General features: G+C 63.6%; 24 protein-coding genes. 17 read left to right on the top strand and 7 right to left on the bottom strand.

What is annotated here, in order from left to right:
* Nucleotides 1-4 precede the first annotated feature (4 nt).
* The 8 genes from clsB to AC07VI_RS18435 all read left to right on the top strand — a co-directional run bounded on the left by clsB (nt 5) and on the right by AC07VI_RS18435 (nt 9,363).
* Nucleotides 5-1,168 (top strand): cardiolipin synthase ClsB, encoded by a 1,164-nt coding sequence (gene clsB, locus AC07VI_RS18470; RefSeq protein ID WP_086147141.1) that lies wholly within the window; start codon nt 5-7, stop codon nt 1,166-1,168.
* Complete coding sequence (locus AC07VI_RS18465; protein WP_086147142.1) at nt 1,165-1,554, top strand: RNA-binding S4 domain-containing protein; 390 nt, start codon at nt 1,165-1,167, stop codon at nt 1,552-1,554. The genes clsB and AC07VI_RS18465 overlap by 4 nt, the downstream gene beginning before the upstream one ends.
* A gap of 258 nt (nt 1,555-1,812) precedes the next feature.
* Nucleotides 1,813-2,421 carry a TetR/AcrR family transcriptional regulator gene (locus tag AC07VI_RS18460; RefSeq protein ID WP_086147143.1) on the top strand — a complete coding sequence of 203 codons (609 nt, stop codon included), beginning with the start codon at nt 1,813-1,815 and terminating at the stop codon, nt 2,419-2,421.
* Nucleotides 2,422-2,501: 80 nt separating this feature from the next.
* Nucleotides 2,502-4,292 (top strand): acyl-CoA dehydrogenase C-terminal domain-containing protein, encoded by a 1,791-nt coding sequence (locus AC07VI_RS18455; RefSeq protein WP_034753387.1) that lies wholly within the window; start codon nt 2,502-2,504, stop codon nt 4,290-4,292.
* A gap of 14 nt (nt 4,293-4,306) precedes the next feature.
* A complete protein-coding gene (locus tag AC07VI_RS18450; RefSeq protein WP_086147144.1) occupies nt 4,307-6,724 on the top strand; it encodes a 3-hydroxyacyl-CoA dehydrogenase/enoyl-CoA hydratase family protein in 2,418 nt (805 codons plus the stop codon).
* Between the two features lie 11 nt (nt 6,725-6,735).
* On the top strand, nt 6,736-7,233 hold the full coding sequence (locus AC07VI_RS18445; RefSeq protein ID WP_226936302.1) for a PaaI family thioesterase: 498 nt from the start codon (nt 6,736-6,738) through the stop codon (nt 7,231-7,233).
* A 60-nt stretch (nt 7,234-7,293) separates the two neighbouring features.
* Nucleotides 7,294-8,490 (top strand): acetyl-CoA C-acyltransferase, encoded by a 1,197-nt coding sequence (locus tag AC07VI_RS18440; protein ID WP_492992306.1) that lies wholly within the window; start codon nt 7,294-7,296, stop codon nt 8,488-8,490.
* A gap of 93 nt (nt 8,491-8,583) precedes the next feature.
* Nucleotides 8,584-9,363 carry an enoyl-CoA hydratase gene (locus AC07VI_RS18435; protein ID WP_086147145.1) on the top strand — a complete coding sequence of 260 codons (780 nt, stop codon included), beginning with the start codon at nt 8,584-8,586 and terminating at the stop codon, nt 9,361-9,363.
* On the opposite strand, the gene AC07VI_RS18430 is transcribed toward AC07VI_RS18435, so the two are convergent.
* On the bottom strand, nt 9,360-9,947 hold the full coding sequence (locus AC07VI_RS18430) for a TetR/AcrR family transcriptional regulator (protein ID WP_172404829.1): 588 nt from the start codon (nt 9,945-9,947) through the stop codon (nt 9,360-9,362). The two genes, AC07VI_RS18435 and AC07VI_RS18430, sit on opposite strands and share 4 nt — an antisense overlap.
* Nucleotides 9,948-9,988: 41 nt before the next feature.
* On the opposite strand from AC07VI_RS18430, the gene AC07VI_RS18425 reads away from it, so the two are divergent.
* Nucleotides 9,989-10,516, top strand: a complete 528-nt coding sequence (locus AC07VI_RS18425) for a dihydrofolate reductase family protein (RefSeq protein WP_086147147.1) — start codon at nt 9,989-9,991, stop codon at nt 10,514-10,516.
* On the opposite strand, the gene AC07VI_RS18420 is transcribed toward AC07VI_RS18425, so the two are convergent.
* Complete coding sequence (locus tag AC07VI_RS18420; RefSeq protein WP_086147148.1) at nt 10,513-11,316, bottom strand: metallophosphoesterase family protein; 804 nt, start codon at nt 11,314-11,316, stop codon at nt 10,513-10,515. The two genes, AC07VI_RS18425 and AC07VI_RS18420, sit on opposite strands and share 4 nt — an antisense overlap.
* 139 nt (nt 11,317-11,455) lie before the next feature.
* Between AC07VI_RS18420 and bla the strand changes: the two genes are divergently transcribed.
* The 3 genes from bla (at nt 11,456) to AC07VI_RS18405 (ending at nt 14,072) form a co-directional block, all read left to right on the top strand.
* Nucleotides 11,456-12,400 carry a subclass B3 metallo-beta-lactamase gene (gene bla / locus AC07VI_RS18415; protein ID WP_492992309.1) on the top strand — a complete coding sequence of 315 codons (945 nt, stop codon included), beginning with the start codon at nt 11,456-11,458 and terminating at the stop codon, nt 12,398-12,400.
* Between the two features lie 278 nt (nt 12,401-12,678).
* A complete protein-coding gene (locus AC07VI_RS18410) occupies nt 12,679-13,887 on the top strand; it encodes an RtcB family protein (protein ID WP_086147150.1) in 1,209 nt (402 codons plus the stop codon).
* 11 nt (nt 13,888-13,898) lie between these two features.
* Nucleotides 13,899-14,072, top strand: coding sequence for a hypothetical protein (locus tag AC07VI_RS18405; RefSeq protein WP_226936303.1), 174 nt, complete (start codon nt 13,899-13,901; stop codon nt 14,070-14,072).
* Here AC07VI_RS18405 and AC07VI_RS18400 read toward each other — a convergent pair.
* Together AC07VI_RS18400 and AC07VI_RS18395 are read right to left on the bottom strand one after the other, a co-directional pair.
* A complete protein-coding gene (locus AC07VI_RS18400; RefSeq protein ID WP_099375257.1) occupies nt 14,069-14,872 on the bottom strand; it encodes a metallophosphoesterase in 804 nt (267 codons plus the stop codon). The genes AC07VI_RS18405 and AC07VI_RS18400 overlap by 4 nt on opposite strands.
* 46 nt (nt 14,873-14,918) lie before the next feature.
* Nucleotides 14,919-15,824: a LysR family transcriptional regulator gene (locus AC07VI_RS18395; protein ID WP_086147153.1), complete on the bottom strand. Its 906-nt coding sequence runs from the start codon at nt 15,822-15,824 to the stop codon at nt 14,919-14,921.
* Nucleotides 15,825-15,943: 119 nt separating this feature from the next.
* Here AC07VI_RS18395 and AC07VI_RS18390 point away from each other — a divergent pair, with 119 nt between their 5' ends.
* Nucleotides 15,944-16,810 carry a pirin family protein gene (locus tag AC07VI_RS18390; protein ID WP_099420138.1) on the top strand — a complete coding sequence of 289 codons (867 nt, stop codon included), beginning with the start codon at nt 15,944-15,946 and terminating at the stop codon, nt 16,808-16,810.
* 101 nt (nt 16,811-16,911) lie between these two features.
* Nucleotides 16,912-17,613: an isochorismatase family protein gene (locus tag AC07VI_RS18385; protein WP_492992313.1), complete on the top strand. Its 702-nt coding sequence runs from the start codon at nt 16,912-16,914 to the stop codon at nt 17,611-17,613.
* A 5-nt stretch (nt 17,614-17,618) separates the two neighbouring features.
* On the opposite strand, the gene AC07VI_RS18380 is transcribed toward AC07VI_RS18385, so the two are convergent.
* Nucleotides 17,619-18,380 (bottom strand): substrate-binding periplasmic protein, encoded by a 762-nt coding sequence (locus tag AC07VI_RS18380; RefSeq protein ID WP_086147156.1) that lies wholly within the window; start codon nt 18,378-18,380, stop codon nt 17,619-17,621.
* 227 nt (nt 18,381-18,607) lie between these two features.
* Between AC07VI_RS18380 and pnuC the strand changes: the two genes are divergently transcribed.
* Complete coding sequence (pnuC, locus tag AC07VI_RS18375; protein WP_086147157.1) at nt 18,608-19,201, top strand: nicotinamide riboside transporter PnuC; 594 nt, start codon at nt 18,608-18,610, stop codon at nt 19,199-19,201.
* A gap of 332 nt (nt 19,202-19,533) precedes the next feature.
* Nucleotides 19,534-22,092, top strand: coding sequence for a TonB-dependent receptor (locus AC07VI_RS18370; RefSeq protein ID WP_492992316.1), 2,559 nt, complete (start codon nt 19,534-19,536; stop codon nt 22,090-22,092).
* A gap of 23 nt (nt 22,093-22,115) precedes the next feature.
* Here AC07VI_RS18370 and AC07VI_RS18365 read toward each other — a convergent pair whose 3' ends face one another.
* Together AC07VI_RS18365 and AC07VI_RS18360 are read right to left on the bottom strand one after the other, a co-directional pair.
* The gene (locus tag AC07VI_RS18365) at nt 22,116-22,922 is read right to left on the bottom strand and encodes a response regulator transcription factor (RefSeq protein ID WP_086147159.1); all 807 of its coding nucleotides are present in this window, start codon (nt 22,920-22,922) and stop codon (nt 22,116-22,118) included.
* A gap of 12 nt (nt 22,923-22,934) precedes the next feature.
* Complete coding sequence (locus AC07VI_RS18360) at nt 22,935-23,063, bottom strand: hypothetical protein (RefSeq protein WP_264296508.1); 129 nt, start codon at nt 23,061-23,063, stop codon at nt 22,935-22,937.
* Between the two features lie 207 nt (nt 23,064-23,270).
* Between AC07VI_RS18360 and AC07VI_RS18355 the strand changes: the two genes are divergently transcribed.
* A complete protein-coding gene (locus AC07VI_RS18355; RefSeq protein WP_086147160.1) occupies nt 23,271-23,801 on the top strand; it encodes a Csu type fimbrial protein in 531 nt (176 codons plus the stop codon).
* Nucleotides 23,802-23,803 lie beyond the last annotated feature (2 nt).

Below are 23,803 nucleotides of genomic sequence, written 5' to 3'. Positions count from 1 at the left end.
CGGCATGCGATCAGTCAATTTCACCGCCCACAACGACATCCAGCTGCTGTATTGCGGCACTGATTACTTCCCAGCCTTGATCGCGGCCATCGACGGCGCGCGCACGGAAGTCTATTTCGAAACCTATATCTTCGCTGACGACGCCACGGGCACCCTGGTGCTCGACGCGCTCAAGCGCGCGGCCGCGCGCGGCGTGCTGGTGTGCATGATCACGGACTGGTTCGGCACCGGCAACCGCCGCGTCAATGCCATGCACGCGCAGCTGGAAGCGGCCGGCGTGCATCACCGCATCTTCAACCCGTGGTTCCGGCGCGGCATCACGCGCACGCACCGCAAGATCTGCGTCGTCGACTTCGAAGTGGCCCTGGTGGGCGGCATCAACATCAACGACGACATGTTTTGCGACTACGACCACAGCATCAGCCTGGAAGCGCCGCGCTGGGATTTCGCCGTGCAGGTGCGGGGCCCGCTGGTGGACGCCATCCATGAGGAAGCGCAGGCGCAGTGGGCGCGCCTGGGCAAGATGAACCTGGTGCGGCGTATCAAGCTGTATCGCAAGATGCGCGTGGTCAGCAAGGAACTGGCGAAGAACCCCGTCGTGGCCGGCTTTGTCGTGCGCGACAACCTGCGCAACCGCCGCACCATCCAGCGCGCCTACCTGCAGGCGCTGGGCCAGGCGCGCAAGAGCGTGATGCTGGCCAACCCGTATTTCGCGCCCGGGCACAAGCTGCGCCAGGCCCTGGCCCAGGCGGCCCAGCGGGGCGTTGACGTGGTGCTCCTGATCGGCGTGGGCGAGTTCCGCATGCAGGATGCCGTGGCGCACTCGTTTTATCCGAAACTGCTGGCCGCCGGCGTAAAGATCGTCGAGTACCGCAAGACGCAGCTGCACGCCAAGGTGGCCGTCGTCGACGATGACTGGGCTACGGTGGGGTCCAGCAATATTGACGCGCTGAGCCTGTTCCTGAACCAGGAAGCCAACGTGGTGATCAAGGACGTTGCGTTTGCGCAAAGCCTGCGCCAGCATATAGAACAGGGCATCGCCGACGGCATCGTGATCCACCAGGATGATTTCAAGCACATTGGCCGTTTCCGTCGCATCGGCTATGAGGCCGCCTTCCTCGTGTACCGGCTGGTGATGCGCATTTTTTCAGTAGGCAAGTACGCATGAATGAAATGACAACGGTCAGGCTGGACAAGTGGCTGTGGGCGGCGCGCTTCTTCAAGACGCGCTCGCTGGCCAGCGAGGCCGTCGACACGGGCAAGGTCAAAGTGGGCGGCGAGCGCGTGAAACCGGCGCGCAGCGTGCGCGTGGGCGACGAGCTGGCCATCGACAATGGCGCGGAGACGTGGGAAGTGGCCGTGCTGGGCCTGTCCGACAAGCGCGGCGCGGCTCCCGTGGCGCGCCTGCTGTATGGCGAAACGCCGGCCAGCGTCGCCCGCCGCGAGCAGCTGGCGCAGGAACGCAAGCTGTTCCGCGAGCCGGGCAGCACCATCAAGGGGCGTCCGACCAAGCGCGACCGCCGTCAACTGAGCAAGGCGGGCGACCTGTCCTGAGGTGCGCTTGTTGCTGTAAGGCAAGGGCGTCCACCGCTTTTGCCTGCCTGACATTGCCATAAACACTTGGCCTAAAAATGCTGCACCGCACCAATAGAACGCCGGCTCTAAAGTTCCCGTTTGACTTTTACGTGGTAGTGGATAATAGTACGAGCGTTCGGATTTTTTTGGAGCGTGCTTTTTTTACCCCGCGTTCCAGTCCGCCAGATCGGCAACATCACTTTTAGAACGGACCTCTTGAATACTTCAGTCAAATTCATGCGCAAGGGCGAACTGACCCGTGCCGCCATCCTCGACGTGGCGCTGGACCTGTCCAGCCGTGACGGCCTGGAAGGCCTGACCATTGGGCTGCTTGCGGACAAAATGAACATGAGCAAGTCGGGCGTGTTTGCCCACTTTGGTTCGCGCGAAGACTTGCAGATGGAAGTGCTGAAGCTCTACCACTACCGTTTCGAGCAAGAAGTCTTTTTCCCCAGCATGAAAGAACCGCGCGGCATCCAGCGTCTGCAATCGATGTTTGCGCGCTGGGTCAAGCGGGTCAGCGTGGAAATCGCTTCCGGCTGCATCTATATCAGCGGCGCCGTCGAGTATGACGACCGTCCCGGTCCCATCCGCGAGGCCCTGGTGGCCATGGTGCGGGCCTGGCAGGGCGCGCTGCTGCGCTGTGTCGAGCAATCGATCGCCACGGGCGACCTGAAGGCGGACACGGACGCGCAGCAGCTGGTGTACGAGATGTATGGCCTGATCCTGGCCCTGCATCATGATGCGCGCTTCCTGCGCGTGCCCGGCAGCATCGAACGGGCGCAGGCAGGCTTTGTGCGCCTGCTGGCGTCGTACCAGAATCCGGCCGCAGTCAGCAAGGAATAAGCAGTCCAGGAATTATCCGCAGCAACGAACAAGCAGTTCACAAGTAAAACACTTTAGCTAAACGCCTTCAGGAGAAAATTATGGGTCAATACGTCGCGCCAATCCGGGATATGCAATTCGTCCTGCACGAGTTCCTGCAAGTGGAAGAAGAACTGAAGCAAATGCCGTCGTACGCCGACGTCGACGCCGACATCATCAACCAGGTGCTGGAAGAGGGCGGCAAATTCACTTCCGAAGTATTGTTCCCGCTGAACCACTCCGGCGACCGCGAAGGCTGCCACCACGACCCCGTCACGAAGAGCGTGACCACGCCCAAAGGTTTTAAAGAAGCCTACAAGCAGTACGTCGAAGGCGGCTGGGCAGCACTGGCGTGCGATCCGGAATACGGCGGCCAGGGCTTGCCTGTCGTGCTGAACAATTCCTTCTATGAAATGCTGAACTCGTCGAACCAGGCCTGGTCCATGTACCCTGGCCTGTCGCACGGCGCCTACGAGTGCCTGAAGGAGCACGGCACCGACCACCAGAAGGAAGTCTACCTGCCGAAGCTGGTGTCGGGTGAATGGACGGGCACCATGTGCCTGACCGAACCGCACTGCGGCACCGACCTGGGCCTGCTGCGCTCGAAGGCATTGCCTGAGGCGGACGGTTCCTGGACCATCACCGGCAACAAGATCTTCATCTCCGCCGGCGAGCACGACATGGCGGAAAACATCCTGCACCTGGTGCTGGCCCGCGTGCCGGACGCGCCGGAAGGCTCGAAAGGCATCTCGCTGTTCCTGGTGCCGAAATTCCTGCCGAACGCGGATGGCACGGTCGGCGAACGCAACCCGATCACCTGCGGCGCCATCGAAGAAAAAATGGGCATCCACGGCAATTCGACCTGCCAGATGAACCTGGACGGCGCAAAAGGCTGGATCATCGGCCAGCCGAACAAGGGCCTCAACGCCATGTTCGTCTTCATGAACGCGGCCCGCCTGGGCGTGGGCATGCAGTCGCTGGGCCTGACGGAAATCGCCTACCAGAACGCGCTGATCTACGCCAAGGACCGCACGCAAATGCGTTCGCTGTCCGGCATCAAGAACCCGGAACTGCCGGCCGACCGCATCATCGTGCACCCTGACGTGCGCCGCATGCTGTTGACGGGCAAAGCCTACGCCGAAGGCGCGCGCGCCTTCACTTCGTACGTGGCGCTGCAGATCGACCGCGAACTGCACCACCCGGACGCCGACGTGCGCAAGGAAGCGGCCGACGAAGTGGCGCTGCTGACGCCCGTCATCAAGGCTTTTATTACCGACAACGCCTGGATCGCCACCTCGGACGCGATGCAAGTGTTCGGCGGCCACGGCTACATCTCGGAATGGGGCATGGAGCAGTATGTGCGCGACGCGCGCATCAACATGATCTACGAAGGCACGAACACGATCCAGTCGCTGGACCTGCTGGGCCGCAAGATCCTCGGCGACAACGGCGCCAAGCTGCGCAAGTTCGGCGAAAAAATCAAGGCTTTCGTCGAAGACAACGGCACCGATGAAGCGATGAGCGAATTCGTCACCCCACTGGGCGATTTGGGCGACAAAGTCACCAAGCTGACCATGGAAATCGGCATGAAGGCCTTCCAGAATCCTGACGAAGTGGGCGCGGCCTGCGTGCCTTACCTGCGCGTCGTCGGCCACATGATCTACAGCTACCTGTTCGCGCAGATGGCCAAGATCGCCCTCGAAAAAGAGTCCAGCGGCGACAAGTTCTACACCGCCAAACTGGCTACCGCACGTTTCTACTTCGCCCGCTTGCAGCCTGAGACGGCAACCCTGATCCGTCAGGCGCGTTCCGGTTCGGCCAACCTGATGGCACTCGACGCAGACCTGTTCTAAGACTTGAGGAAAATATGACCAATTTCATCGTTAAAAAAGTAGCCGTCCTCGGCGCCGGCGTGATGGGCGCGCAGATCGCCGCCCATTGCATCAACGCGAAAGTGCCGGTCGTGCTGTTCGACCTGCCTGCAAAGCCGGAGCATGTCTCCGGCGGGACGGATAAAAACGCGATCGTGCTGCGCGCCATCGAGAACCTGAAAAAGCTGTCGCCTGCGCCGCTGGGCAACAAGGATGACGCCGCGCTGATCCAGGTAGCCAACTACGAAGACAACCTGGACCTGCTGGCCGGTTGCGACCTGATCATCGAAGCCATCGCCGAGCGCATGGACTGGAAACACGACCTGTACCAGAAGGTGGCCCCGCACATCGGCCCGAACGCGATCTTCGCCTCGAACACCTCGGGCCTGTCGATCACCAAGCTGGCCGAAGGCTTCGACGCCGACCTGAAATCGCGCTATTGCGGCGTGCACTTCTTCAATCCGCCGCGCTATATGCACCTGGTCGAGATCATCCCGACCGCGTTCACCAAGCCGGAAATCGCCGACCAGCTGGAAGGCTTTTTGACCACCACCCTGGGCAAGGGCGTCGTGCGCGCCAAGGACACGCCGAACTTCATCGCCAACCGCGTTGGCGTGTTCGGCATCCTGGCCATCGTGCACGAAGCGGAAAAATTCGGCCTGTCCGTGGACGTCGTCGATGACCTGACCGGCTCCAAGCTGGGCCGCGCCAAGTCGGGCACCTTCCGCACGGCGGACGTGGTCGGCCTGGACACCATGGGCCATGTGATCAAGACCATGCAGGATTACCTGCCGAACGACCCGTTCGCCGCCGTCTACAAGACGCCGGCCGTGCTGGCGCAGCTGGTGGAAAAGGGCGCGCTGGGCCAGAAGAGCGGCGCGGGCTTCTACAAGAAGGTCGGCAAGGAAATCCAACGTCTCGATTTTGCCACCGGCGAATACGTGGCCGGCGGCGCCAAGGCAGCCGACATCATCGCCCGCATCCTGAAGGAAAAGGATCCGGTCAAGAAGATGAAGGCGCTGCGCGAGTCGACGAATCCGCAAGGCCAGTTCCTGTGGGCGATCTTCCGCGACGCCTTCCACTACATCGCCATTCACCTCGACACCGTGGCCGACAATGCGCGCGACATCGACTTCGCCATGCGCTGGGGCTTCGGCTGGAACGTCGGTCCGTTTGAAACGTGGCAGGCATCGAACTGGCTGCAAGTGGCCAACTGGGTCAAGGAAGACATCGACGCCGGCCATGCGCTGTGCAATGCGCCTTTGCCTGCCTGGGTCTTCGAAGGTCCGGTCGCTGAGAAGGGCGGCGTGCACACGCCGGAAGGTTCGTATTCCGCCGTATCGAACAGCTTCGTGCCCCGCTCCAGCCTGGCCGTGTACGACCGCCAGCCGTTCCGCGCGCCGGTCTTGGGCAGCGGCGCCATCGACGGCAAGACCGCCGGCACCACCGTCTTCGAAGACGAATCCGTGCGCGTCTGGCATACGGGCGACGACGTCCTGATCATCTCGTTCAAGACGAAGATGCACGTGATCGGCGAAGGCGTGATCAATGGCCTGAAACTGGCCCTGGCTGAAGCCGAGAAAAACTTCAAGGGCCTGGTGATCTGGCATGCCGACGCAGCCGAAGGCGGCGCCTTCTCGGCCGGCGCCGACCTGCAATCGGCCCTGCCGGCCTTCATGCAAGGCGGCGTGAAAGCCGTCGATCCTATCATCGCCGAACTGCAGAACACCTTCATGTCGCTGAAATACGCGAACGTGCCGGTGATCGCCGCGGTCGCTGGCCTGGCGCTGGGCGGCGGTTGCGAGCTGGCGCTGCACGCGTCCAAGCGCGTGGCCTCGATCGAGTCGTACATCGGCCTGGTGGAAGTGGGCGTGGGCCTGATTCCTGCCGGCGGCGGCTTGAAGGAAGCGGCGCAGCGCGCCTACAAGGAAGCCAAGGGTAACGACATCCTGCAATTCCTGAAAACGGGCTTTACCAACGCAGCCACCGCCAACGTGTCGAAATCGGCGCTGGAAGCGAAGAAGATGGGCTACCTGAAGGAAGACGACGTGATCGTGTTCAACGCCTACGAGCTGCTGCACGTGGCCAAGGTCGAAGCGCGCGCCATGTTCGACGCGGGCTTCCGTCCGCAACTGCCGTCGCTGATCCAGGTGACGGGCCGCTACGGCTGGGGCACCATCAAGGCGCAGCTGGTCAATATGCGCGACGGCGGCTTCATCTCGGCGCACGATTTCAAGCTGGGCGAGATGATCGCCGAGATCGTATCGGGCGGCGACGTGGACCAGGGCAGCTTCGTCAGCGAGCAGTGGCTGCTGGATATGGAACGCAAGGCATTCCTGGAGCTGTTGAACCATCCGAAAACCCAGGAACGGATCATGGGCATGATGCAGACCGGTAAGCCGGTACGCAACTAAGCACAACGTCGATGACGATCCTGTCCCTCGTATTTAAAGTACTGCTGCGCGTGAGGCCAAGCATGGTGTATGACCGTATCAAACAACAGATGATGGACACCTTGCCCTTCGTGCGGCTGCTGGGGATCAGCATCGACGAGATCGGCGCCGGCACCTCGAAGGTGTCGCTGCCGGACGATCCCAAACTGCATAATCACCTGGGCACGCAGCACGCGGGCGCCTTGTTTACCCTGGCCGAAACGGCTTCCGGCGCGGCCATGGCTGGCGGCTTTGCCGAGCTGATACTGGGCTTGCGCCCGGTGGCCAAGGAGTCGCGCATCGCCTACCAGAAGGTGGCCCGGGGCGCGACGCGCGCCGAAGGCCGCGTGCCGGGCGACCTGGCCGCACTGAAGGCGCAGCTGGCGCAGGACGGCAAGGTGGCGTTTCCCGTGGCAGTCGATATTTTTGACTGTGAAGGCACGCTGGCGGCACAGGTGACGGTGGACTGGTATTTGTCGCAGAAGCGATAAACCGCCACCCCGGACATTCGACAGAACACGAACCTCGTTCAACATCTTTGAAAGCATAAAATGAGCAAACAACTTCAAGACGCCTACATCGTCTCTGCAACCCGCACCCCGATCGGCAAGGCGCCGCGCGGCATGTTCAAGAACACCCGCCCGGACGACCTGCTGGTGCGCGTGCTGCAATCGGCCCTGGCGCAGGCGCCTGGCCTGGACCCGGCGCTGATCACCGACGCCATCATCGGCTGCTCGTTCCCGGAAGCGGAGCAGGGCTTCAATATCGCGCGTAACTCGGTGCTGCTGGCAGGCTTGCCGAAAACCGTCGGCGGCGTCACCGTCAACCGTTACTGCGCCTCGGGCATCACGGCCATTGCCATGGCGGCCGACCGCATCCGCGTGGGCGAAGCCGACGTCATGATCGCCGGCGGCATCGAATCGATGTCGACGGTGCCGATGATGGGCCACCACCCATCGATGAACCTGGACATGTTCAGCGACGAGAACATCGGCATGGCCTACGGCATGGGCCTGACGGCCGAGAAAGTGGCGCAGCAATGGAAAGTGTCGCGCGAACAGCAGGACGCGTTCTCCGTTGAATCGCACCGCCGCGCCATCGCCGCGCAGCAAGCCGGTTTCTTCAAGGCCGAAACGACGCCAGTGGAAATCATCACGCGCACGCCGAACCTGGCCACCGGCCAGGTTGATGTGAGCCGCCGCACCGTCGACACGGATGAAGGCGCGCGCGCCGATTCGTCGATGGAGTCGCTGGCAAAACTGAAGCCAGTGTTTGCCGCCAAGGGCAGCGTGACCGCCGCCAACAGCTCGCAGATGTCCGACGGCGCCGGCGCGCTCTTGATCGTCAGCGAGAAGATTTTGCGCGAGCATAACCTGACCCCGCTGGCGAAGTTCTCGTCGTTCGCCGTGCGCGGCGTGCCGCCGGAAATCATGGGCATCGGTCCGAAATTCGCCATTCCAGCAGCGTGCGCCGCCGCCGGCATCACGCAAGACCAGCTGGACTGGATCGAGCTGAATGAAGCGTTTGCCGCACAGGCGCTGGCCGTCATCGGCGACCTGGGCCTGGATCCATCGAAGGTCAACCCGATGGGCGGCGCGATCGCCCTGGGCCACCCGCTGGGCGCCACCGGCGCCATCCGCGCCGCCACCGTGATCCACGCGCTGCAGCGCACCAAGCAGAAGTACGGCATGGTGACGATGTGCGTGGGCGCCGGCATGGGCGCGGCAGGCATCTTCGAACGCGTTTGATGACACAGGCGTCGTGACGTCAGTGGTCAGATAAGATTAGTCAGAACCTGGGCGCTGGGGATATCTCGGCGCCCTTTATCTTTTGGAGACGACATGGATATTTTGTGCAGCAAGAGCGAGGGTGTTCTGACCCTGGAATTCAACCGCCTGGAACGCAAGAATGCGATCACGGGCGCCATGTACCAGACCCTGGCCGACGCGCTGGTGGCGGCGGAGACGGACGATGACGTGCGCGCCATCCTGATCTGCGGCAAGCGCGAGATTTTCACGGCCGGTAACGACCTCGATGACTTCATGAAGACGGCGCGTCCGAAGGATGGCTCGCTCGACCATGACCGCCCCGTGTTCCAGTTCATGCGCGCCCTGTATGGCAGCAGCAAACCCGTGGTGGCGGCCGTCTCCGGCCCCGCCATCGGCATCGGCACGACTTTGCTGATGCACTGCGACCTCGTCTACGCGGCCGACAACGCCAGCTTCTCGATGCCGTTCACGCAGCTGGGCCTGTGCCCGGAATTCGGCTCCAGCCTGCTGCTCACGCAACTGGCCGGCTATCCGCGCGCGGCGGAAAAGCTGATGCTGGGCGAAGCGTTCCCCGCCAGCGAAGCGCTGGAAATGGGCCTGGTGTCGAAAGTCGTGCCCCTGTACGAGCTGATGACGTTCGCGCAAGGCCAGGCCGCCAAGCTGGTGGCATTGCCAGCCGCGTCCATCCGCGCCACCAAGCGCCTGATGAAGCAAAGCCGCATGGAGCCGATGAAGGCAGCTATCGCCGACGAAAACAAGCTGTTCAGCGCCATGCTGGGCGGCGCCGAGGCGAAGGAAGCGTTTACTGCCTTCTTTGAAAAACGCAAGCCGGATTTCAAGAAGTTCAATTAAGCGCTTGTGCGCATGCCGGCCAGGATCAGAGAAATCGAGGCGTGCCACCGCGTCTCGCCGGCCGGCCTGCCCGCCAGCGCATAGCCGTGCAAAAAATCGACGAGCGCATCGCGGCCACGCAGCTGGATATTTTGCGGCAGATCAAGGCCCTCCAGGGCCAGCTCGAACAGCGCCGTAAACCGCTCTGCCACGTCGGCTTGCGTCACGAGTCCGCGCGCCATCAGGCGCACGAAATACGGCGTGGCGCTGACCAGTTCCAGGTACAGTGCGCACAGCGCGAGCAGGCGCCGCTGGGGCGTTTGGCGCCGCGTAAACGGCGGCTGGCGCGGATCGAGCGCGGCAAAACGCTGCGCCATCAAGGCCAGCAATAATTCATCTTTCCCCGCATAGTAGTGATACAGGGCCATGGCGTCGACGCCCAGGCTTTGCGCCAGCGCGCGCATGGAAAACGCTTCGCCTTGTTTTTCCAGCAGAGCCAGGGCAGCCTGCAGGATGGTATCGCCGTCCAGCGCGGGCGCGGCGCGGCGGGGGCGGCCCGCGCGGCGCGCGGGATTTTCAATGGCTTGAAGTTTTGTCGATTTCATTGGCATAATTCTACACTGTAGAATTAAATGAAGGCACACCCATGAAAAAAACTTCTGTCAGCGTTTTTCTCGGCATCAGCATCGACGGCTGCATCGCGGGAGAAAACGGCGACCTGTCCTGGCTGGCCGAATTGGCGCCCGATACGCCCGAGGCCACCGGCTACACGGCCTTGATGGCGCAGGTCGATACCTTGCTGATCGGCCGCACCACCTATGACGCCGTGCTGGATTTTTCGCCGTGGCCGTATGCGGGCAAGCGCGTGGTGGTGCTGAGCCACCGCGATTTCGCGCCGCGGCATGGCGAGCAGCGCCGCGAAGGCAGTGTGCGGTCAGTACTGGAGGAACTGGCAGGGGAGGGTTGTCGCCACGTGTATCTCGATGGCGGCGCCGTCATCCGCGCCGGCTTGCGCGAGGGCGTCATCGACAGCCTGATTCTGTCCGTGCTGCCCGTGGTGCTGGGGCGCGGCGTGCGCCTGTTCGAGGACGGCTTGCCGCGCAGCGACTGGCGCCTGGACGGCACGCGCCAGCTGCCCAGCGGCGTGGTACAGCTGCGCTATCGAAAAAATTAAACCGCGCTGGCGATGTCGACGATGAAGCCGGAATCGTAGCGTTCATTTTCCGGCGTGCCGTCGGGACGCTTGTAGCCGCAGGGGTTGCAGACGACGCGGCATTCGCCTATCTGGTAGTCGAGCGAGGCATGCATGTGGCCATGCACCCACAGGTCGGCCTGGGCTACCAGGTCGTCGAGCTGCGAGGCGAAAGCGGGCGAACCGAGGTTCGTCGCATATTGCGCGTCCACCGACAGCATCGATGGCGCCATGTGCGTGATGACGACTGTCTTGCCGGCGAACGGTTGCGCCAGCTGCCGCTCCAGCCAGGAGCGGTGCTGCGCGTGCAGCTGCGCCGTATCGCTGGCGCACAAGAGGCGCGGCGCGTCGCCGCCCGTGCTGATGCGCTTGTAGTCGGGCATGTAGGCTTGCGCCGCCTGCATGGCTTCTTCCTGGCGCTCCGCACCGAAGAGTAAAAAATCCGTCCACAGCGTCATGCCGAGAAAACGCACGCCGTCGAGCACTACGGCGTCGCCGTCGAGCAGGCCGATATTGGCGCCATGGGCATTGGCGCTGGCACAGGCGTCGCGCACGGCGTCCTGCATGTGTTCGAGCTGGTGCCCATAGCCCTCGTGATTGCCGTGCACGTACAGCACGGGCAGGGCGCCGAAAGTGCGCGCGGCCCAGGCGATGGCATTGCTGCCCGTGTCGATGTCGCCGGCCAGGATCACCGCGTCGGGGCGGCTGGCGGCAAGGTCGATGGCGGGCGTGTCGGCACCCCAGACTTCCAGGTGCAGGTCGGACAGGATCAGCAAACGCATGGCAAGAAGGCGGCAGGGCGCGCGGCAGTATAGGGGCCTCTATCGTAGCGCAAGTCGCTGCGCCCGTCCGCTTGACCGCGCGAGGGTAGCGACGTTACCCTGTGGCATCTATTCATACCGCCTATCTTCCTGGAGCCGCATGCCGCCTTTCTTTCTTCCCAAGACCTTGCTCAGCATCGCGCTGGCCGCCATGGCGCTGCCGTTGACGGCGCATGCCGCTACGCCCCCCGTCGATCCGTTGACGCAGCCGATCGCTTCTCCGTATGCGGCGCAGTGGAACCGCCCGCAGCAGCCGGCGCGCATCCACGGCGACACGTATTATGTGGGCGTGGGCGGCTTGAGCGTGGTGCTGATCCACACGCAGGCGGGGCTGATCCTGATCGACGGCGCGCTGCCGCAGTCGGTGGCCGCCATCAAGGAGCATCTCCTCGAACTGGGTTTTCGTGTGGAGGACATCAAGTTCATCCTGAGTACGGAAGCGCATTTCGACCATTCGGGCGGCATCGCCGCCTTGGCCCGCGACAGCGGCGCGCAAGTGGTCGCCAGTCCGCTCGGCGCGCAGGCGCTGCGCGCGGGCTCGGTACTCGCCATGGACCCGCAAGCGGGCGAAATCGACCCCATGCCGGCCGTGGAAAACGTGCGCGAGATCGCCGATGGCGAAACCCTGCAACTGGGCGAGGTGACCATCACGGCGCACTACACGCCCGGCCACACGCCGGGCAGCACCAGCTGGACCTGGGTCTCGTGCGAGGATGCCGAGCGCGAGGAATGCCTGAACGTGGTGTTCGGCGCCAGCCTCACGCCGGTGGCGGCCGACGATTTTCACTACCTGGGCGATGAACGCCATGGAGACCTGACGCCGGCCTTCCGCCGCGTCATGCAGGACTTTGCCAGACTGCCGTGCGACATCCTGGTCTCGGCCCATCCCGACCACTCGGGCGGCGACGGCAAGCTGACGCAGTTGCTGGAAGGCGTCACGCCGAACCCCTTCATCGACGCGCAGGCGTGCAGCAACTACGCTGCCAGGAATGAAGCGAAACTCGATGCCCGCATCGCGAAGGAAAAAGAAGCTGCGACAAAATAACAACGTTGGCGTCTTCGCCATGAAAAGGGATTGACGCACTGCAGCATAAGGTGCAGAATCAGCATCCGCAGTTCAGATTAACCAGACAAAAGAAAGGAAACCCATGTTCGAGCAGGCTGGCAGCAAGTTGTACTACCACTAGCCCCGTGCATGACGCTCGGGGCCATCGGCACATTGCCGATCCCGAGCCGGTGTCCTTCAAAACCCCGGTGAGGAAACTCGCCGGGGTTTTTTGTTTTAAACGACCCCGGCATAACGACAATACCAAGGAAGACGTTATGCCCATTCATCAGACACTGCGCGGCGCCCATGTGCCCGTGCATATCTTTACCGACGATATCGACGCGCAGGCGCTGCGCCAGCTGCACAATATTGCCAGCCTGCCCATCGTCCATCCGCATGTGGCGGCCATGCCCGACGTGCATGCCGGCATCGGCGCTACCGTCGGCAGCGTGATTCCCACGCGCGCCGCCATCATCCCGGCCGCCGTTGGCGTCGACATCGGCTGCGGCATGAACGCCGTGCGCACGACCCTGACGGCCAGCGACCTGCCCGACAACCTGGCGCGCCTGCGCAGCGCCATCGAAGCGCAAGTGCCCGTCGGCTTCGAGCAGCACGAATGGAGCCGCGTGCAAGGCTCGCGCCAGGCGCGCGCCGTGCGGCCCCTCGGCGACCGCCTGGCGCGCATCGTCGAGCGCCACCGGGGCATCGCCAAGATGCTGCGCCAGTTCGAGCGCACGTGGATTTGCCAGGCCGGCACCCTGGGGGGCGGCAATCACTTCATTGAAATCTGCATCGACGAGGAGCAGCGGGTGTGGATCATGCTGCATTCGGGTTCGCGCGGCATCGGCAACGTGATCGGCCGTTATTTTATCTCCGCCGCGCAGAAGGATATGCGGCGCCACCAGCTGCAGCTGCCGGACGCGGACCTGGCGTACCTGAGCGAGGGCTCCACGGTATTTGACGACTACGTGGACGCGGTGGATTGGGCGCAGGATTACGCGCTGCTCAACCGCAGCGAAATGATGCGCCGCGTGCTCGACGTGCTGGCGCAGTTTGCTCCGCCGTTCCGGCTCGACGGGGAAGCCATCAACTGCCACCACAACTACATCGCGCGCGAAACGCATGGCAATGAGGATTTATATGTGACGCGCAAGGGCGCCATTTCGGCGCGACAGGGCGAACTGGGCATCATCCCCGGCAGCATGGGCGCGCGCAGCTTCATCGTGCGTGGCAAGGGCAATCCGGAATCGTTCTGCTCCTGCTCGCACGGGGCGGGGCGCAGCATGAGCCGCAGCGAGGCGAAGCGCCGCTTCAACCGCTTCGACCTGGCCGAGCAGACGGCCGGCATCGAGTGCCGCAAGGATGGCGGCGTGATCGACGAAATCCCCGCCGCCTATAAAAATATCGACGCCGTCATGGCGCATCAGCGCGACCTGGTGGAAGTGGTGCATACCTTGCGCCAGGTCGTCTGCATCAAGGGCTGAAAGGAGTGGCCATGAAGATCAAAGTGAAAGCCCCGTCCAAGCCGCGCAATCCGCTGGTGGCGGCCGCCAGGCTGCGCGGCGGCGCCGGCGCGCACCAGTCGGAGGCGTCGCCAAGGGCCGCGCGGCGGGCCGGCAAGCACCGCCTGCAGCAACTGCTGGCGGGGCGTCTGAAGCCCGAGGATTAGCGCGGGGCCAGTTCGACGATGAAGTTCGGATCAAAACGGGGATTTTGCGGCGTGCCGCTGCGCGTCTTGTAGCCGCAGGGGTTGGCTACGACGCGGCACGGGCCGATGCGGTAGTCGCGCGAGACGTGAATGTGGCCATGCACCCACAGGTCCGCCTGCGCGGCCAGCTCGTCCAGGCGCGAGGCGTAGGCGGGCGCGCAGCCCTCGCTGCCGTAGGCGTCGTCGACTGACTGCAGCGAGGGCGCCATGTGGCTGATGACCACCGTGCGGCCGTCGAAGGGCTGCGCCAGTTCGCGCGCCAGCCAGGCTTTTTGCTGCGCATGGAACATGGCCGTGTCGGCCGCGCGCAGCTTGCGAAAGCCCATGTTGGCCAGGCGGATGCGCTTGTAGTCGTTCATGACGGCTTCCGCGTCGCGCATGGCGGCCAGGCGCGTATCTTCGCCCAGCAGGCGGAAATCCGTCCACAGGGTGGCGCCCAGGAAGCGCACCGGCTTGCCTGCCTGGTCGGTGATGACGTGGCTGTCGGCGTCGAGAAAATGCACGTTGTCCGTGGCGGCGCAGGCGCTGCGCAATTCCTGGCGCACCTTGTCGAGGTGGTGGCCATAGCCTTCGTGGTTGCCGTGCACGTACAGCACGGGCAGGCCCGCAAACGCCGTGGCGGCCCAGGCAACGGCGCGCGCGCCCGTGTCGATGTCGCCGGCCAGGATCACGGCGTCGGGACGGCTGAGCGCAAGATCGCCTTGCGGCGCATCCTCGCGCCATAACTCATGGTGCAGGTCCGACAGAATCAATAAACGCATGCGGTGTCCAGGCGATTGGCGAGTACGTCATCGTACCTGAAAACCCTCATTCTTCCTCCAGCGCGGCGAAGCTGTGCGCCAGGTAGTCGATCAGCGCGCGCACGGCGGGCAGCAGGCCGCGCCGCGACGGGAAGACGGCGTGGATGATTTCGCGCTGCGGCCGCCACTGCGCCATCAGTGGCAGCAGGCTGCCATTGGCCACCTGCTCGACGATCATCATGGTCGGCAGCTGCACCACGCCCACGCCGGCCGCGGCCGCGTCGCGCAGGGTCAGCATGTCGCCCGTGACGAAGCGCGGCGTGTGGCGCAGCTGGGCGCGCGCGCCGTCCGGGCCATGCAAATCCCACTGGTAGTGCTGCTGCGGCGTGCCCAGGGCCAGGCTGGGCCAGTCGGCCAGGTCGGCCGGCGCCTGCGGCACGGGCGCGCCGGCGAACAGCAGCGGGCTGCCCACCATGCACTGGCTGCGTTCGGCCAGCACGCGCAGCACCAGGTCGCTGTCGGGCAGCGGCGGCGGACGCACGCGGATGGCCACGTCGATGCCCTCGGCCACCAGGTCGACGCGGCGGTTGCTCGCTTCGAGCAGCAGGGTCACCTGCGGATGGTCGCGCATGAAACCGGCCAGCATGGGGCCCACCAGTGCATGCAGCAGGGCGATGGGGCAGGACAGGCGCACCGTGCCGCGCGGCGCGGCCCGCGTCAGGTCGATCGCTTCCTGCGCCGCTTCCGCTTCCACCAGCATCGCCTTGCAATGCTCGTAAAACGTCTGCCCCACGTCGGTGACGGAGAAATGCCGCGTGGTGCGCTGCAGCAGGCGCGCGCCGAGGCGCTCTTCCAAGAGGGCGATGCGCCGGCTCAGTTTTGATTTCGGCATGCCCAGCGCGCGCCCGGCCGGCGCGAAGCCGCCATGGTCGACCACCTGCACAAAGTAATACAAGTCGTTCAGGTCCTGCATGCCGCCTCCTTGATCGTTCTATTTTTGGAACGCTGAAGGCCTATTTTACCGTCTACCGCGTTGATCGTTGCGAGTCTATTCTGTCTCCATCGTAATGCAAACCCCAACAGGAGATCGAGATGAACACAGTCACAGGTATCTACAGCGCACCGCGCCAGCACTGGGTCGGCGACGGTTTCCCCGTGCGCTCGATGTTTTCGTACAACGGCCATGGCAAGCAGCTGAGCCCATTCCTGCTGCTCGACTATGCCGGCCCCGCCGAATTTGCGCCCGGCACGCGACCGCCCGGCGTCGGCTCGCATCCGCACCGCGGCTTCGAGACGGTGACCATCGTCTACAAGGGCGAAGTGGCGCACCGCGATTCGACGGGCCAGGGCGGCGTGATCGGCCCCGGCGACGTGCAATGGATGACGGCCGGCGCCGGCATCCTGCATGAAGAGTTTCACTCGCCTGCCTTCACGCAGTCGGGCGGTACGCTGGAAATGGTGCAGCTGTGGGTGAACCTGCCGGCGAAAGACAAGATGACGGCGCCCGGCTACCAGGCCATCACCAGCGACACGATTCCCACGGTGGCGTTGCCGGACGATGCAGGCTCCGTGCGTGTGATCGCCGGCGAATTCGGCGGCCAGCATGGCCCGGCCCGCACGTTCTCGCCGATGCAGGTGTGGGATGTGCGCCTGGCCCAGGGCAAGCTGACGGAACTGCCCGTGACCAGGGGCTGGAGCACGGCGCTGATCGTCCTGCACGGCACGGTGCTGGTCAATGGCGAGAGCGTGCTGCGCGAAGCGCAGATGGCGCTGTTCGGGCGCGATGGCGACAGCATCACCGTCGAGGCGAACAACGACGCCGTGGTGCTGCTGCTGAGCGGCGAGCCGATCGACGAGCCCATCGTCGGCCATGGCCCGTTCGTCATGAACACCGAAGCGGAAATCGTGCAGGCGTTCGAGGATTTCAACAGCGGCCGCTTTGCCCGCATCGAGAAGTAATCGACTTTGTGCAGCAGGCAGCAAGCAACAACCCATGCCGCACCCGGCGGCATGGGCATTCAACCGGCGCCGCCAGGCGGCGCCACCTTCAGGAGACTACCATGAGCACCCCCGCCAACTTCCAAGGTTTGCCACCGATGATCGATCCCGACGACGCCGTCATGCTGCTGATCGACCACCAGAGCGGCTTGTTCCAGCTGGTGCGCGACATCGAGCAGCACGTGCTGCGCGGCCACGTCACGGCGCTGGCCAAGCTGTCGCGCCTGGCGAACATGCCGACTTTTACCACCGCTTCCGTGCCGGACGGCCCGAACGGCCCCCTGATCCCGGAAATCCACCATTTCAACCCGGAAGCCGTCTACATCCCGCGCACGGGCCAGATCAACGCCTGGGACAATCCGGCCTGGGTCGAGGCCATCGAAAAGACGGGCCGCAAGACCTTGCTGATCGCCGGCACGCTCACCAGCGTATGCATGGCTTTCCCCACCATCAGCGCGCTGGCGGCCGGCTACAAGGTGTTTGCCATCATCGACGCCTCGGGCAACTGGTCGAAGATGGCCACCGATATCACCATGGCGCGCGTGGCGCAGGCCGGCGCCGTGCCGATCGATACGTATGCGGTGCTGGCGGAAGTGATGAGCACCTGGAACCGCGCCGATGCGATGGAGTTCGCCGCCATCATGACGGACCACATCGTGCCGCCGTACCGCGCCCTGATCGAAAGCTACGACAAGGCGCAGGGCGTGCAAAGGAATGGCCGCGAAACGAAGCTGGAAATCCTGGAAGCGGCTGCCAAGGGCTGATCGCCTTACGGCGCGTCGTAGCTGGCGCGGATCGCCGCCAGCGCGCCGCGCTGCTCCAGGTGCGTGATGGCGGCGTTCAGGCGGGCCAGGTCGGCGGCGCTGGTGCTGTGCGCATTGAGCATCAGGTGCACGGGCGCGCGCAGCGCGAGGAAGGGCAGGGCGCTCAAGGCGACGCCCTGCTGGCGCGCCTCGTGGCGCACGGCCAGCACGTCGCCCATCAGCAGGTCGGCGCGGCCCGCGTCGAGCATGCGCACGCCTTGCTGGAAGGTGCCGAACGCATTCAGGCGGCCGGCCTTTTCCAGCGCCGGGCGGGCCGCCGCGTATTGCGCGCCATACCAGCCCACTTTGGGCGCCAGCAGGGTGGCCTTGCCGCGCGCGAGCTGCGCGACGCTGGCGATCTGGCGCAGGCCGTCGGCATGGCCGGACTTGCTGAAGATGCCCACGGCTTCATCGCGATACGAAATGGAAAAGCGGGCATACGACTGGCGCTCCGGCGTTTCGGACGCGGCCAGCATCAGGTCCAGTTTCCCCTTCTGGAACAGCAGTTCGCGTCGCGCCGTGGGCAGTTCCGGCAAGGTGACCAGGGTGCAGCGGGCTTCCTTGAAGATGGCGCGCAGCAACTCCAGGTCCAGGCCCGTGTAGCGGCCCTCGGCGTCGCGGTAGACGTACGGCGGCCACTGCTCCAGCGCCATCGTCATGCGGCAAGCCAGGGCTGGCAGGGCCGATACGCCGAGCACTGCCGCAAACAGGAGATGGCGCATGCGCATACGGGTGCTTCCATAGAGTTTCAACTTGATATTCAATTTGCCAGAATGGCCAGGGAAGTCAAGGGTTGCTGCTGCTGAAGGCCTGCCTGGCGTGTTTTTCCTGGACTTTTGCGCGGTTTTCGCCGCCTGCCCCCCTTGCAATTGCCTCTGGCGCGCAGGACACCGGGCAGTGTATTCGGCTATAGTGGCGCCGTGCATCCAACCACTGCCCCGCAAAGGAAGACCGCTTGACTCCCCCACTCGAGATCGCCGCCAACGTGCTGATGACCGTTTCCATCGTCCTGGCCGGACGCAACAATATTCATTCCTGGTGGATCGGCATGGTCGGCTGCGTGCTGTTCGCCGTGCTGTTTTTCCAGGTCAACCTGTACGCCGACGTGCTGCTGCAGCTGTTTTTCATCGTTACCTGCGTCATCGGCTGGCTGCAATGGCGGCGCGGCGCAAGCGGCCAGCCGCTGCCGATCACGCGCACGGGCTGGCGCAGCCTGGCCTGGGTGGTGCCGGCCGGTTTTGCCGCCGTGTTCATCTACGGCATGCTGCTGCACCGCTTCACGAATGCCTACGCGCCCTTCATCGATTCTGCGGTGCTGGTATTTAGCGTCATCGCGCAATTCTTGCTGATGAGCCGGCGCATCGAAACCTGGGGTTTCTGGCTGCTTGTCAACACGGTGGCCGTGCCCTTGTACTACAGCCGCGGCCTGTACCTGACGGCCGTGCTGTACGCCGCCTACTGGGTCAATGCGCTCATCTCCTGGTACTGGTGGCGCCTGCAGGCGCGCCGCGCGGCGGCGGCCCCGCCGGCGGCCATCGCCGATGCCTGACGGCGCGCCATCGGCAAGGCCTTAGATTCAAATCATATATACAATCAATTTTTAATTCGTTCACACCATAAAGACGTCGCGATATAGTGGCATTTCCCCGCTTACCGGTGTCTTTTATGTTGCGCTTTACTCTTTCTGCCATTTTTTCCGCCACCCGGCACCAGCTGACCATGCAATCCATGGCGCAGTGGATGCCGATGCGTGCGCGTCCACGCATCCCGTAATTCCTGCATTCCCCCCGTTGTCGTAATTCCCGCAGGCCCATCCGGCCCGCGTGCCCCTGCTCGGCTTTTTTTATCTGAAGAAGGCCGCAATCCCAATAAGAGGAAACCATGTTCAAACCACTCGCCATCAGTCTTGCCATCGCCGCCGCCTTTCCTGCCTTCGCCCATGCCGAGGAGGAAATGCTGCGCGTCAACGTCACCGGGTCGAATATCCGTGTCAGCGAAAAGGAGGGCGCCAGCGCCGTCCAGGTCATCACCGCCAAGGAATTGAAAGCCAGCGGCAAGACCAGCGTGTCGGACGTGCTGCGCGCGATTTCCGCCAACAGCGGCAACAGCTACAACGAGCAATATACGGGCAGCTTCTCGGCCGGCACCTCGGGCCTGTCGCTGCGCGGCATCGGCCAGAAAAATACCTTGATCCTGGTCAATGGCAAGCGCGTGGCCAGCTATGCGACGGCGCAAAACCTGCAGGAAACCTTTGTCGACCTGAACAGCCTGCCGATGGCGGCCGTGCAGCGCATCGAGGTGCTCAAGGACGGTGCTTCGTCCGTCTATGGTTCCGATGCCGTGGCCGGCGTGGTCAACATCATCCTGTACAAGGAATTCACGGGCACGGACATTACGGCGCAGTGGGGCGGTTCGACCGAAGGCACGGGCCAGCATGAAAAGAGCGCGGCGCTGCAGACGGGTTTCGGCAAGCTGGAAGAAGACGGCTACAGCCTGGTCTTCTCGGTCGATGCGCAGCAGCGCGACAAGCTGCAGCAAAGCGACGTGGCGTGGATGCGCGATGCGGACTTCCGCAAGCAGCAGCGGGGCAGCCTGGGCTGGGCCATCACCAACTATGCGGGCACGGACCCGACGAAGACCCTGGGCGGCGTGCGCGGGCCATTGCAACTGGTCAATTATGGCGACATCACGCCCGGCAAGACGGGGCAAGTGCTGGCGTACAACCCCTCGCCATACAAAACCCTGATTCCCGGCATCCAGCGCATCCACTCGGCCGCGCGCGGCACCCTGAAGCTGAATGCGGACATGGAAGCGTATGTCGATTTGCTGCACAGCTACTCGCGCGCCGACCAGACCTTCAGCGCGCCCTTGACGGTAAACAATGCCACGCGCGTGTGGAACAACGCCACCCAGGCGCTCGACACGATACCCGTCGTGCTGCCCGTGGGCCATCCGAACAATCCGGGCGCCACGCCCCTGCCGTTCACGGCCACCCTGTTCGACCTGGGACCGCGCCTGAAGCAGGACAAAGTGACGTTCTACCGCGCCCTGGCGGGCGTCAAGGGCACCTTGGCGGGCTGGGACTGGGACGCGGCCGTGGGCCACTCGAGCAGCAAGCTGGAAGAAACCGTGCAGAACTTCGTCAACCGCTACGAATTCCAGAAAGTGCTGGCCGACGGCAGCTATAACTTCTTTGATCAGGCGCAAAACAGCGAAGCGGTGCGCAACCGCCTGCGCCTGTCGACCCTGCGTCCGGCCGAATCGACGCTCGACACCGTCGACTTCTCGGCCGCGAAGGACCTGTGGCAGTTGCCGGCCGGTCCGCTGGGCTTTGCCGCCGGCGCGCAATGGCGCCGCGAAAAGATGGATTCGCAGACCTCGACGGCCGTGCTGTCCGGCACCGAGCTGCGCCCGGCGATTAACATCATCAACGGCTCGCGCAGCGTGTCGGCCCTGTTTGCCGAATTCAACGTGCCGGTGGTAAAAGACCTGTCCGTCAACCTGGCGGGCCGCGCCGACCATTACAGCGATTTCGGCAATGCGTTTTCGCCGAAAGCCAGCGCCCGCTACCAGGCGGCGCCATGGCTGCTGGTGCGCGGCACCGTCTCGCGCGGCTTCCGCGCGCCGTCGCTGCCGGAAATCACGCAAAGCACGGCCGTCAGCTATGTCAGCGTGCTCGATCCGCGCGATCCGATCACGCCGACGCAGACGCGCGGCGTGACGGCCATTACCATCGCCAACACCGCCTTGCGTCCGGAACGGTCGAATAACCTGAACCTGGGCGTGGTGGTCTCGCCGACCAGCAGTTCGAGCATCGGCCTCGATTACTACCGCATCAAGCAGGATGGCGTGATCGGCACGGAAAGCGCCACCACCACCATCGCCAACGAAGCGTCGGCGCCGCAAAAGATCACGCGCGACGCCGATGGCCGCATCACGACCCTGTACCGCCAGTACCGCAACCAGGGCCAGCGCGAAGTGTCGGGCATCGATCTGGACCTGCGCCAGCGCTTCGTCGACAAGGACTGGGGCAAGCTGACCCTGGCCGGCCAGCTGAGCCGCGTGCTGCGCTTTGCCGAACCGCTGTCGGACGGCGCGCCGCTGACGGACGGCGCCGGCACCAATTATTTCGGCTCCATCCCGAAATGGCGCGGCGTCAGCTCGGCCACCTGGGAACAGGGCAAATGGTCGTCCACGCTGACCTGGAACTATGTCGGCAGCTATGCGCAAAACACGCATCTCGATGAATCCGTGGCCGCCTTCAGCACGTTTGACGTGACCACCAGCTGGCAGGTGACGCCAGCGGCGAACGTCACCTTCATCGTGCAGAACCTGGCCAACAAGCGCGCGCCGTGGGATTACTCGGCCTCGGGCTTTGACTATACGCAAGCCGATCCGCGCGGCCGCTTCGCCTCGCTCAAGCTGAACTACAAGTTCTAGGGTGCGGGGGGCATGCGTGCCCCTCAGTGCCCGTTCGACACCTGCCGCTGGCCCGTCTGCTCCTGCAGGCGCTGGCGGTAGGCGCTGGGCGTGATGCCCATGCGCTCGCGGAAGGCCGTGGCGAAGTTGCCCGCGTTGTGGAAGCCGATCAGTAGGGCGATATCCTGCACGTCGATCTCGGTCTGCTGCAGCAATTCCACGCCGCGGGCGATGCGCGCCTCGCGGATGAAGGCGAAGACCGTCATGCCCGTCTGTTCGCGGAACATCAGGGTGAGCTTTTCGCGGTAGGTGCCCACGCTGCGGGCGATTTCGGACAGGTTGGGCAGGCTGCCCAGGTTGTCGAGAATAAGTTGCTTGACGGCATTGACGAACACCAGGTCGGGATGCTGCTGGCGCTCGCTGGCCGGCGACGCGGCGGGCAAGGTGCTGTTGCTTTTACGCATCAAGCCCAGGTGGATATGGATGCGCGCGGCCAGTTCCTCCGGTGTAAACGGCTTCGAGATGTAATCGACGCCGCCTACCTGCAAGCCCATGATGCGTTCCTTGGCGGCATCGGCGCCGCTGAGAAAAATCACGGGGATCGGTTCCGTTTCGGGATTCGCCTTGAGCAAACGGCACGCCGTGTAGCCATCCATTTCCGGCATGCGCACATCGAGCAGGATCAGGTCGGGATGCGTGGCCAGCGCCAGCTGGTAGCCCTGGTAGCCGTTGAAAGCGATGCTGAAACGGTACGGTTGCTCGCTCAGCAGTTCCATCAGCATGCGCTGCTCGAACGCGGAATCGTCCACGATCAGGATGTTTTTTTTGATGGGTTCGCTGGTCAATGGCATGGCATGGATGACTTAACCAAATAGCAAGTTGTGGCTTATTATGCCCTGCTTTTTCTTTTTTTTCTGCTTTTCTCGTGTTTCAAAAGAGGTTTCTCCGCGAGAAGAAGCGCGGATTTCCCAGATGGCTAATAATTCACTCATGCATTGATTTTAAGCAATGTCGCTTGCCAAAAAATCTGTTTTGCAAATGCTGCAAAAAATGCTGGAGTCCCTGGCTTCCTGACTCTCGGCGCAAGTATTTTGTCGTCCTGGTTTGCGTGCCCCAGAAAACGCCGGCAATACCGTGACTATCCTCGAAGCCCTTCAGCCGATGGGCGCATTAATGATGTCCCGTCATCAGGAGGTATCATGTTGCGAGTTATTTCACCCCGCTTGACCGCTGCCGCCAGTGTCGTCCTTGCCGCTGCGGCCTTCCTGCCTGGCTATGCCGATGCCGCCGTGTATCTGAACGGCAGCAACACCACGACCTTTGACGTGACCCTGAAAATCATCGCCAATTGCACGATTGCGGCGGCCAATCTCGACTTTGGTCAAAGTCAGGGTGTACTGGCTACTGCCGTTAACGTCAATACGACCGTGGATGTCACCTGCACCAATACCACGCCGTACAACGTGGGCCTGACGGCGGGCACGGGTACGGGCTCGACCGGCACCACGCGTTATCTGAGCGGCACCGGCGGCAACCTGGGAACGGTGCAATTCAACCTGTTCCAGACGGCGGGCAGCACCTTGTGGGGCGATACGCAGGGCACGAATACGGTCGGCGGCACCGGCAATGGGAGCTCTCAGCCGATCACCGTGTACGGCAACATTCCGCCGCAGGCGACGCCGGCGCCCGACACTTACAAGTCGACCATCACGGCCACCGTTTACTTTTAAGC

Source organism: Janthinobacterium sp. GW821-FHT03A03 (assembly GCF_059421435.1).
This window is presented reverse-complemented; position numbering and strand designations above follow the sequence as displayed.

Excerpts from the sequence above, each read along its gene's own strand:
- clsB (WP_086147141.1), top strand. The coding sequence starts at position 5 with ATGCGATCAGTCAATTTCACCGCCCACAACGACATCCAGCTGCTGTAT.
- AC07VI_RS18465 (WP_086147142.1), top strand. The coding sequence starts at position 1,165 with ATGAATGAAATGACAACGGTCAGGCTGGACAAGTGGCTGTGGGCGGCG.
- AC07VI_RS18460 (WP_086147143.1), top strand. The coding sequence starts at position 1,813 with ATGCGCAAGGGCGAACTGACCCGTGCCGCCATCCTCGACGTGGCGCTG.
- AC07VI_RS18455 (WP_034753387.1), top strand. The coding sequence starts at position 2,502 with ATGGGTCAATACGTCGCGCCAATCCGGGATATGCAATTCGTCCTGCAC.
- AC07VI_RS18450 (WP_086147144.1), top strand. The coding sequence starts at position 4,307 with ATGACCAATTTCATCGTTAAAAAAGTAGCCGTCCTCGGCGCCGGCGTG.
- AC07VI_RS18445 (WP_226936302.1), top strand. The coding sequence starts at position 6,736 with ATGACGATCCTGTCCCTCGTATTTAAAGTACTGCTGCGCGTGAGGCCA.
- AC07VI_RS18440 (WP_492992306.1), top strand. The coding sequence starts at position 7,294 with ATGAGCAAACAACTTCAAGACGCCTACATCGTCTCTGCAACCCGCACC.
- AC07VI_RS18435 (WP_086147145.1), top strand. The coding sequence starts at position 8,584 with ATGGATATTTTGTGCAGCAAGAGCGAGGGTGTTCTGACCCTGGAATTC.
- AC07VI_RS18430 (WP_172404829.1), bottom strand. The coding sequence starts at position 9,947 with ATGAAATCGACAAAACTTCAAGCCATTGAAAATCCCGCGCGCCGCGCG.
- AC07VI_RS18425 (WP_086147147.1), top strand. The coding sequence starts at position 9,989 with ATGAAAAAAACTTCTGTCAGCGTTTTTCTCGGCATCAGCATCGACGGC.
- AC07VI_RS18420 (WP_086147148.1), bottom strand. The coding sequence starts at position 11,316 with ATGCGTTTGCTGATCCTGTCCGACCTGCACCTGGAAGTCTGGGGTGCC.
- bla (WP_492992309.1), top strand. The coding sequence starts at position 11,456 with ATGCCGCCTTTCTTTCTTCCCAAGACCTTGCTCAGCATCGCGCTGGCC.
- AC07VI_RS18410 (WP_086147150.1), top strand. The coding sequence starts at position 12,679 with ATGCCCATTCATCAGACACTGCGCGGCGCCCATGTGCCCGTGCATATC.
- AC07VI_RS18405 (WP_226936303.1), top strand. The coding sequence starts at position 13,899 with ATGAAGATCAAAGTGAAAGCCCCGTCCAAGCCGCGCAATCCGCTGGTG.
- AC07VI_RS18400 (WP_099375257.1), bottom strand. The coding sequence starts at position 14,872 with ATGCGTTTATTGATTCTGTCGGACCTGCACCATGAGTTATGGCGCGAG.
- AC07VI_RS18395 (WP_086147153.1), bottom strand. The coding sequence starts at position 15,824 with ATGCAGGACCTGAACGACTTGTATTACTTTGTGCAGGTGGTCGACCAT.
- AC07VI_RS18390 (WP_099420138.1), top strand. The coding sequence starts at position 15,944 with ATGAACACAGTCACAGGTATCTACAGCGCACCGCGCCAGCACTGGGTC.
- AC07VI_RS18385 (WP_492992313.1), top strand. The coding sequence starts at position 16,912 with ATGAGCACCCCCGCCAACTTCCAAGGTTTGCCACCGATGATCGATCCC.
- AC07VI_RS18380 (WP_086147156.1), bottom strand. The coding sequence starts at position 18,380 with ATGCGCATGCGCCATCTCCTGTTTGCGGCAGTGCTCGGCGTATCGGCC.
- AC07VI_RS18370 (WP_492992316.1), top strand. The coding sequence starts at position 19,534 with ATGTTCAAACCACTCGCCATCAGTCTTGCCATCGCCGCCGCCTTTCCT.
- AC07VI_RS18365 (WP_086147159.1), bottom strand. The coding sequence starts at position 22,922 with ATGCCATTGACCAGCGAACCCATCAAAAAAAACATCCTGATCGTGGAC.
- AC07VI_RS18360 (WP_264296508.1), bottom strand. The coding sequence starts at position 23,063 with ATGAGTGAATTATTAGCCATCTGGGAAATCCGCGCTTCTTCTCGCGGA.
- AC07VI_RS18355 (WP_086147160.1), top strand. The coding sequence starts at position 23,271 with ATGTTGCGAGTTATTTCACCCCGCTTGACCGCTGCCGCCAGTGTCGTC.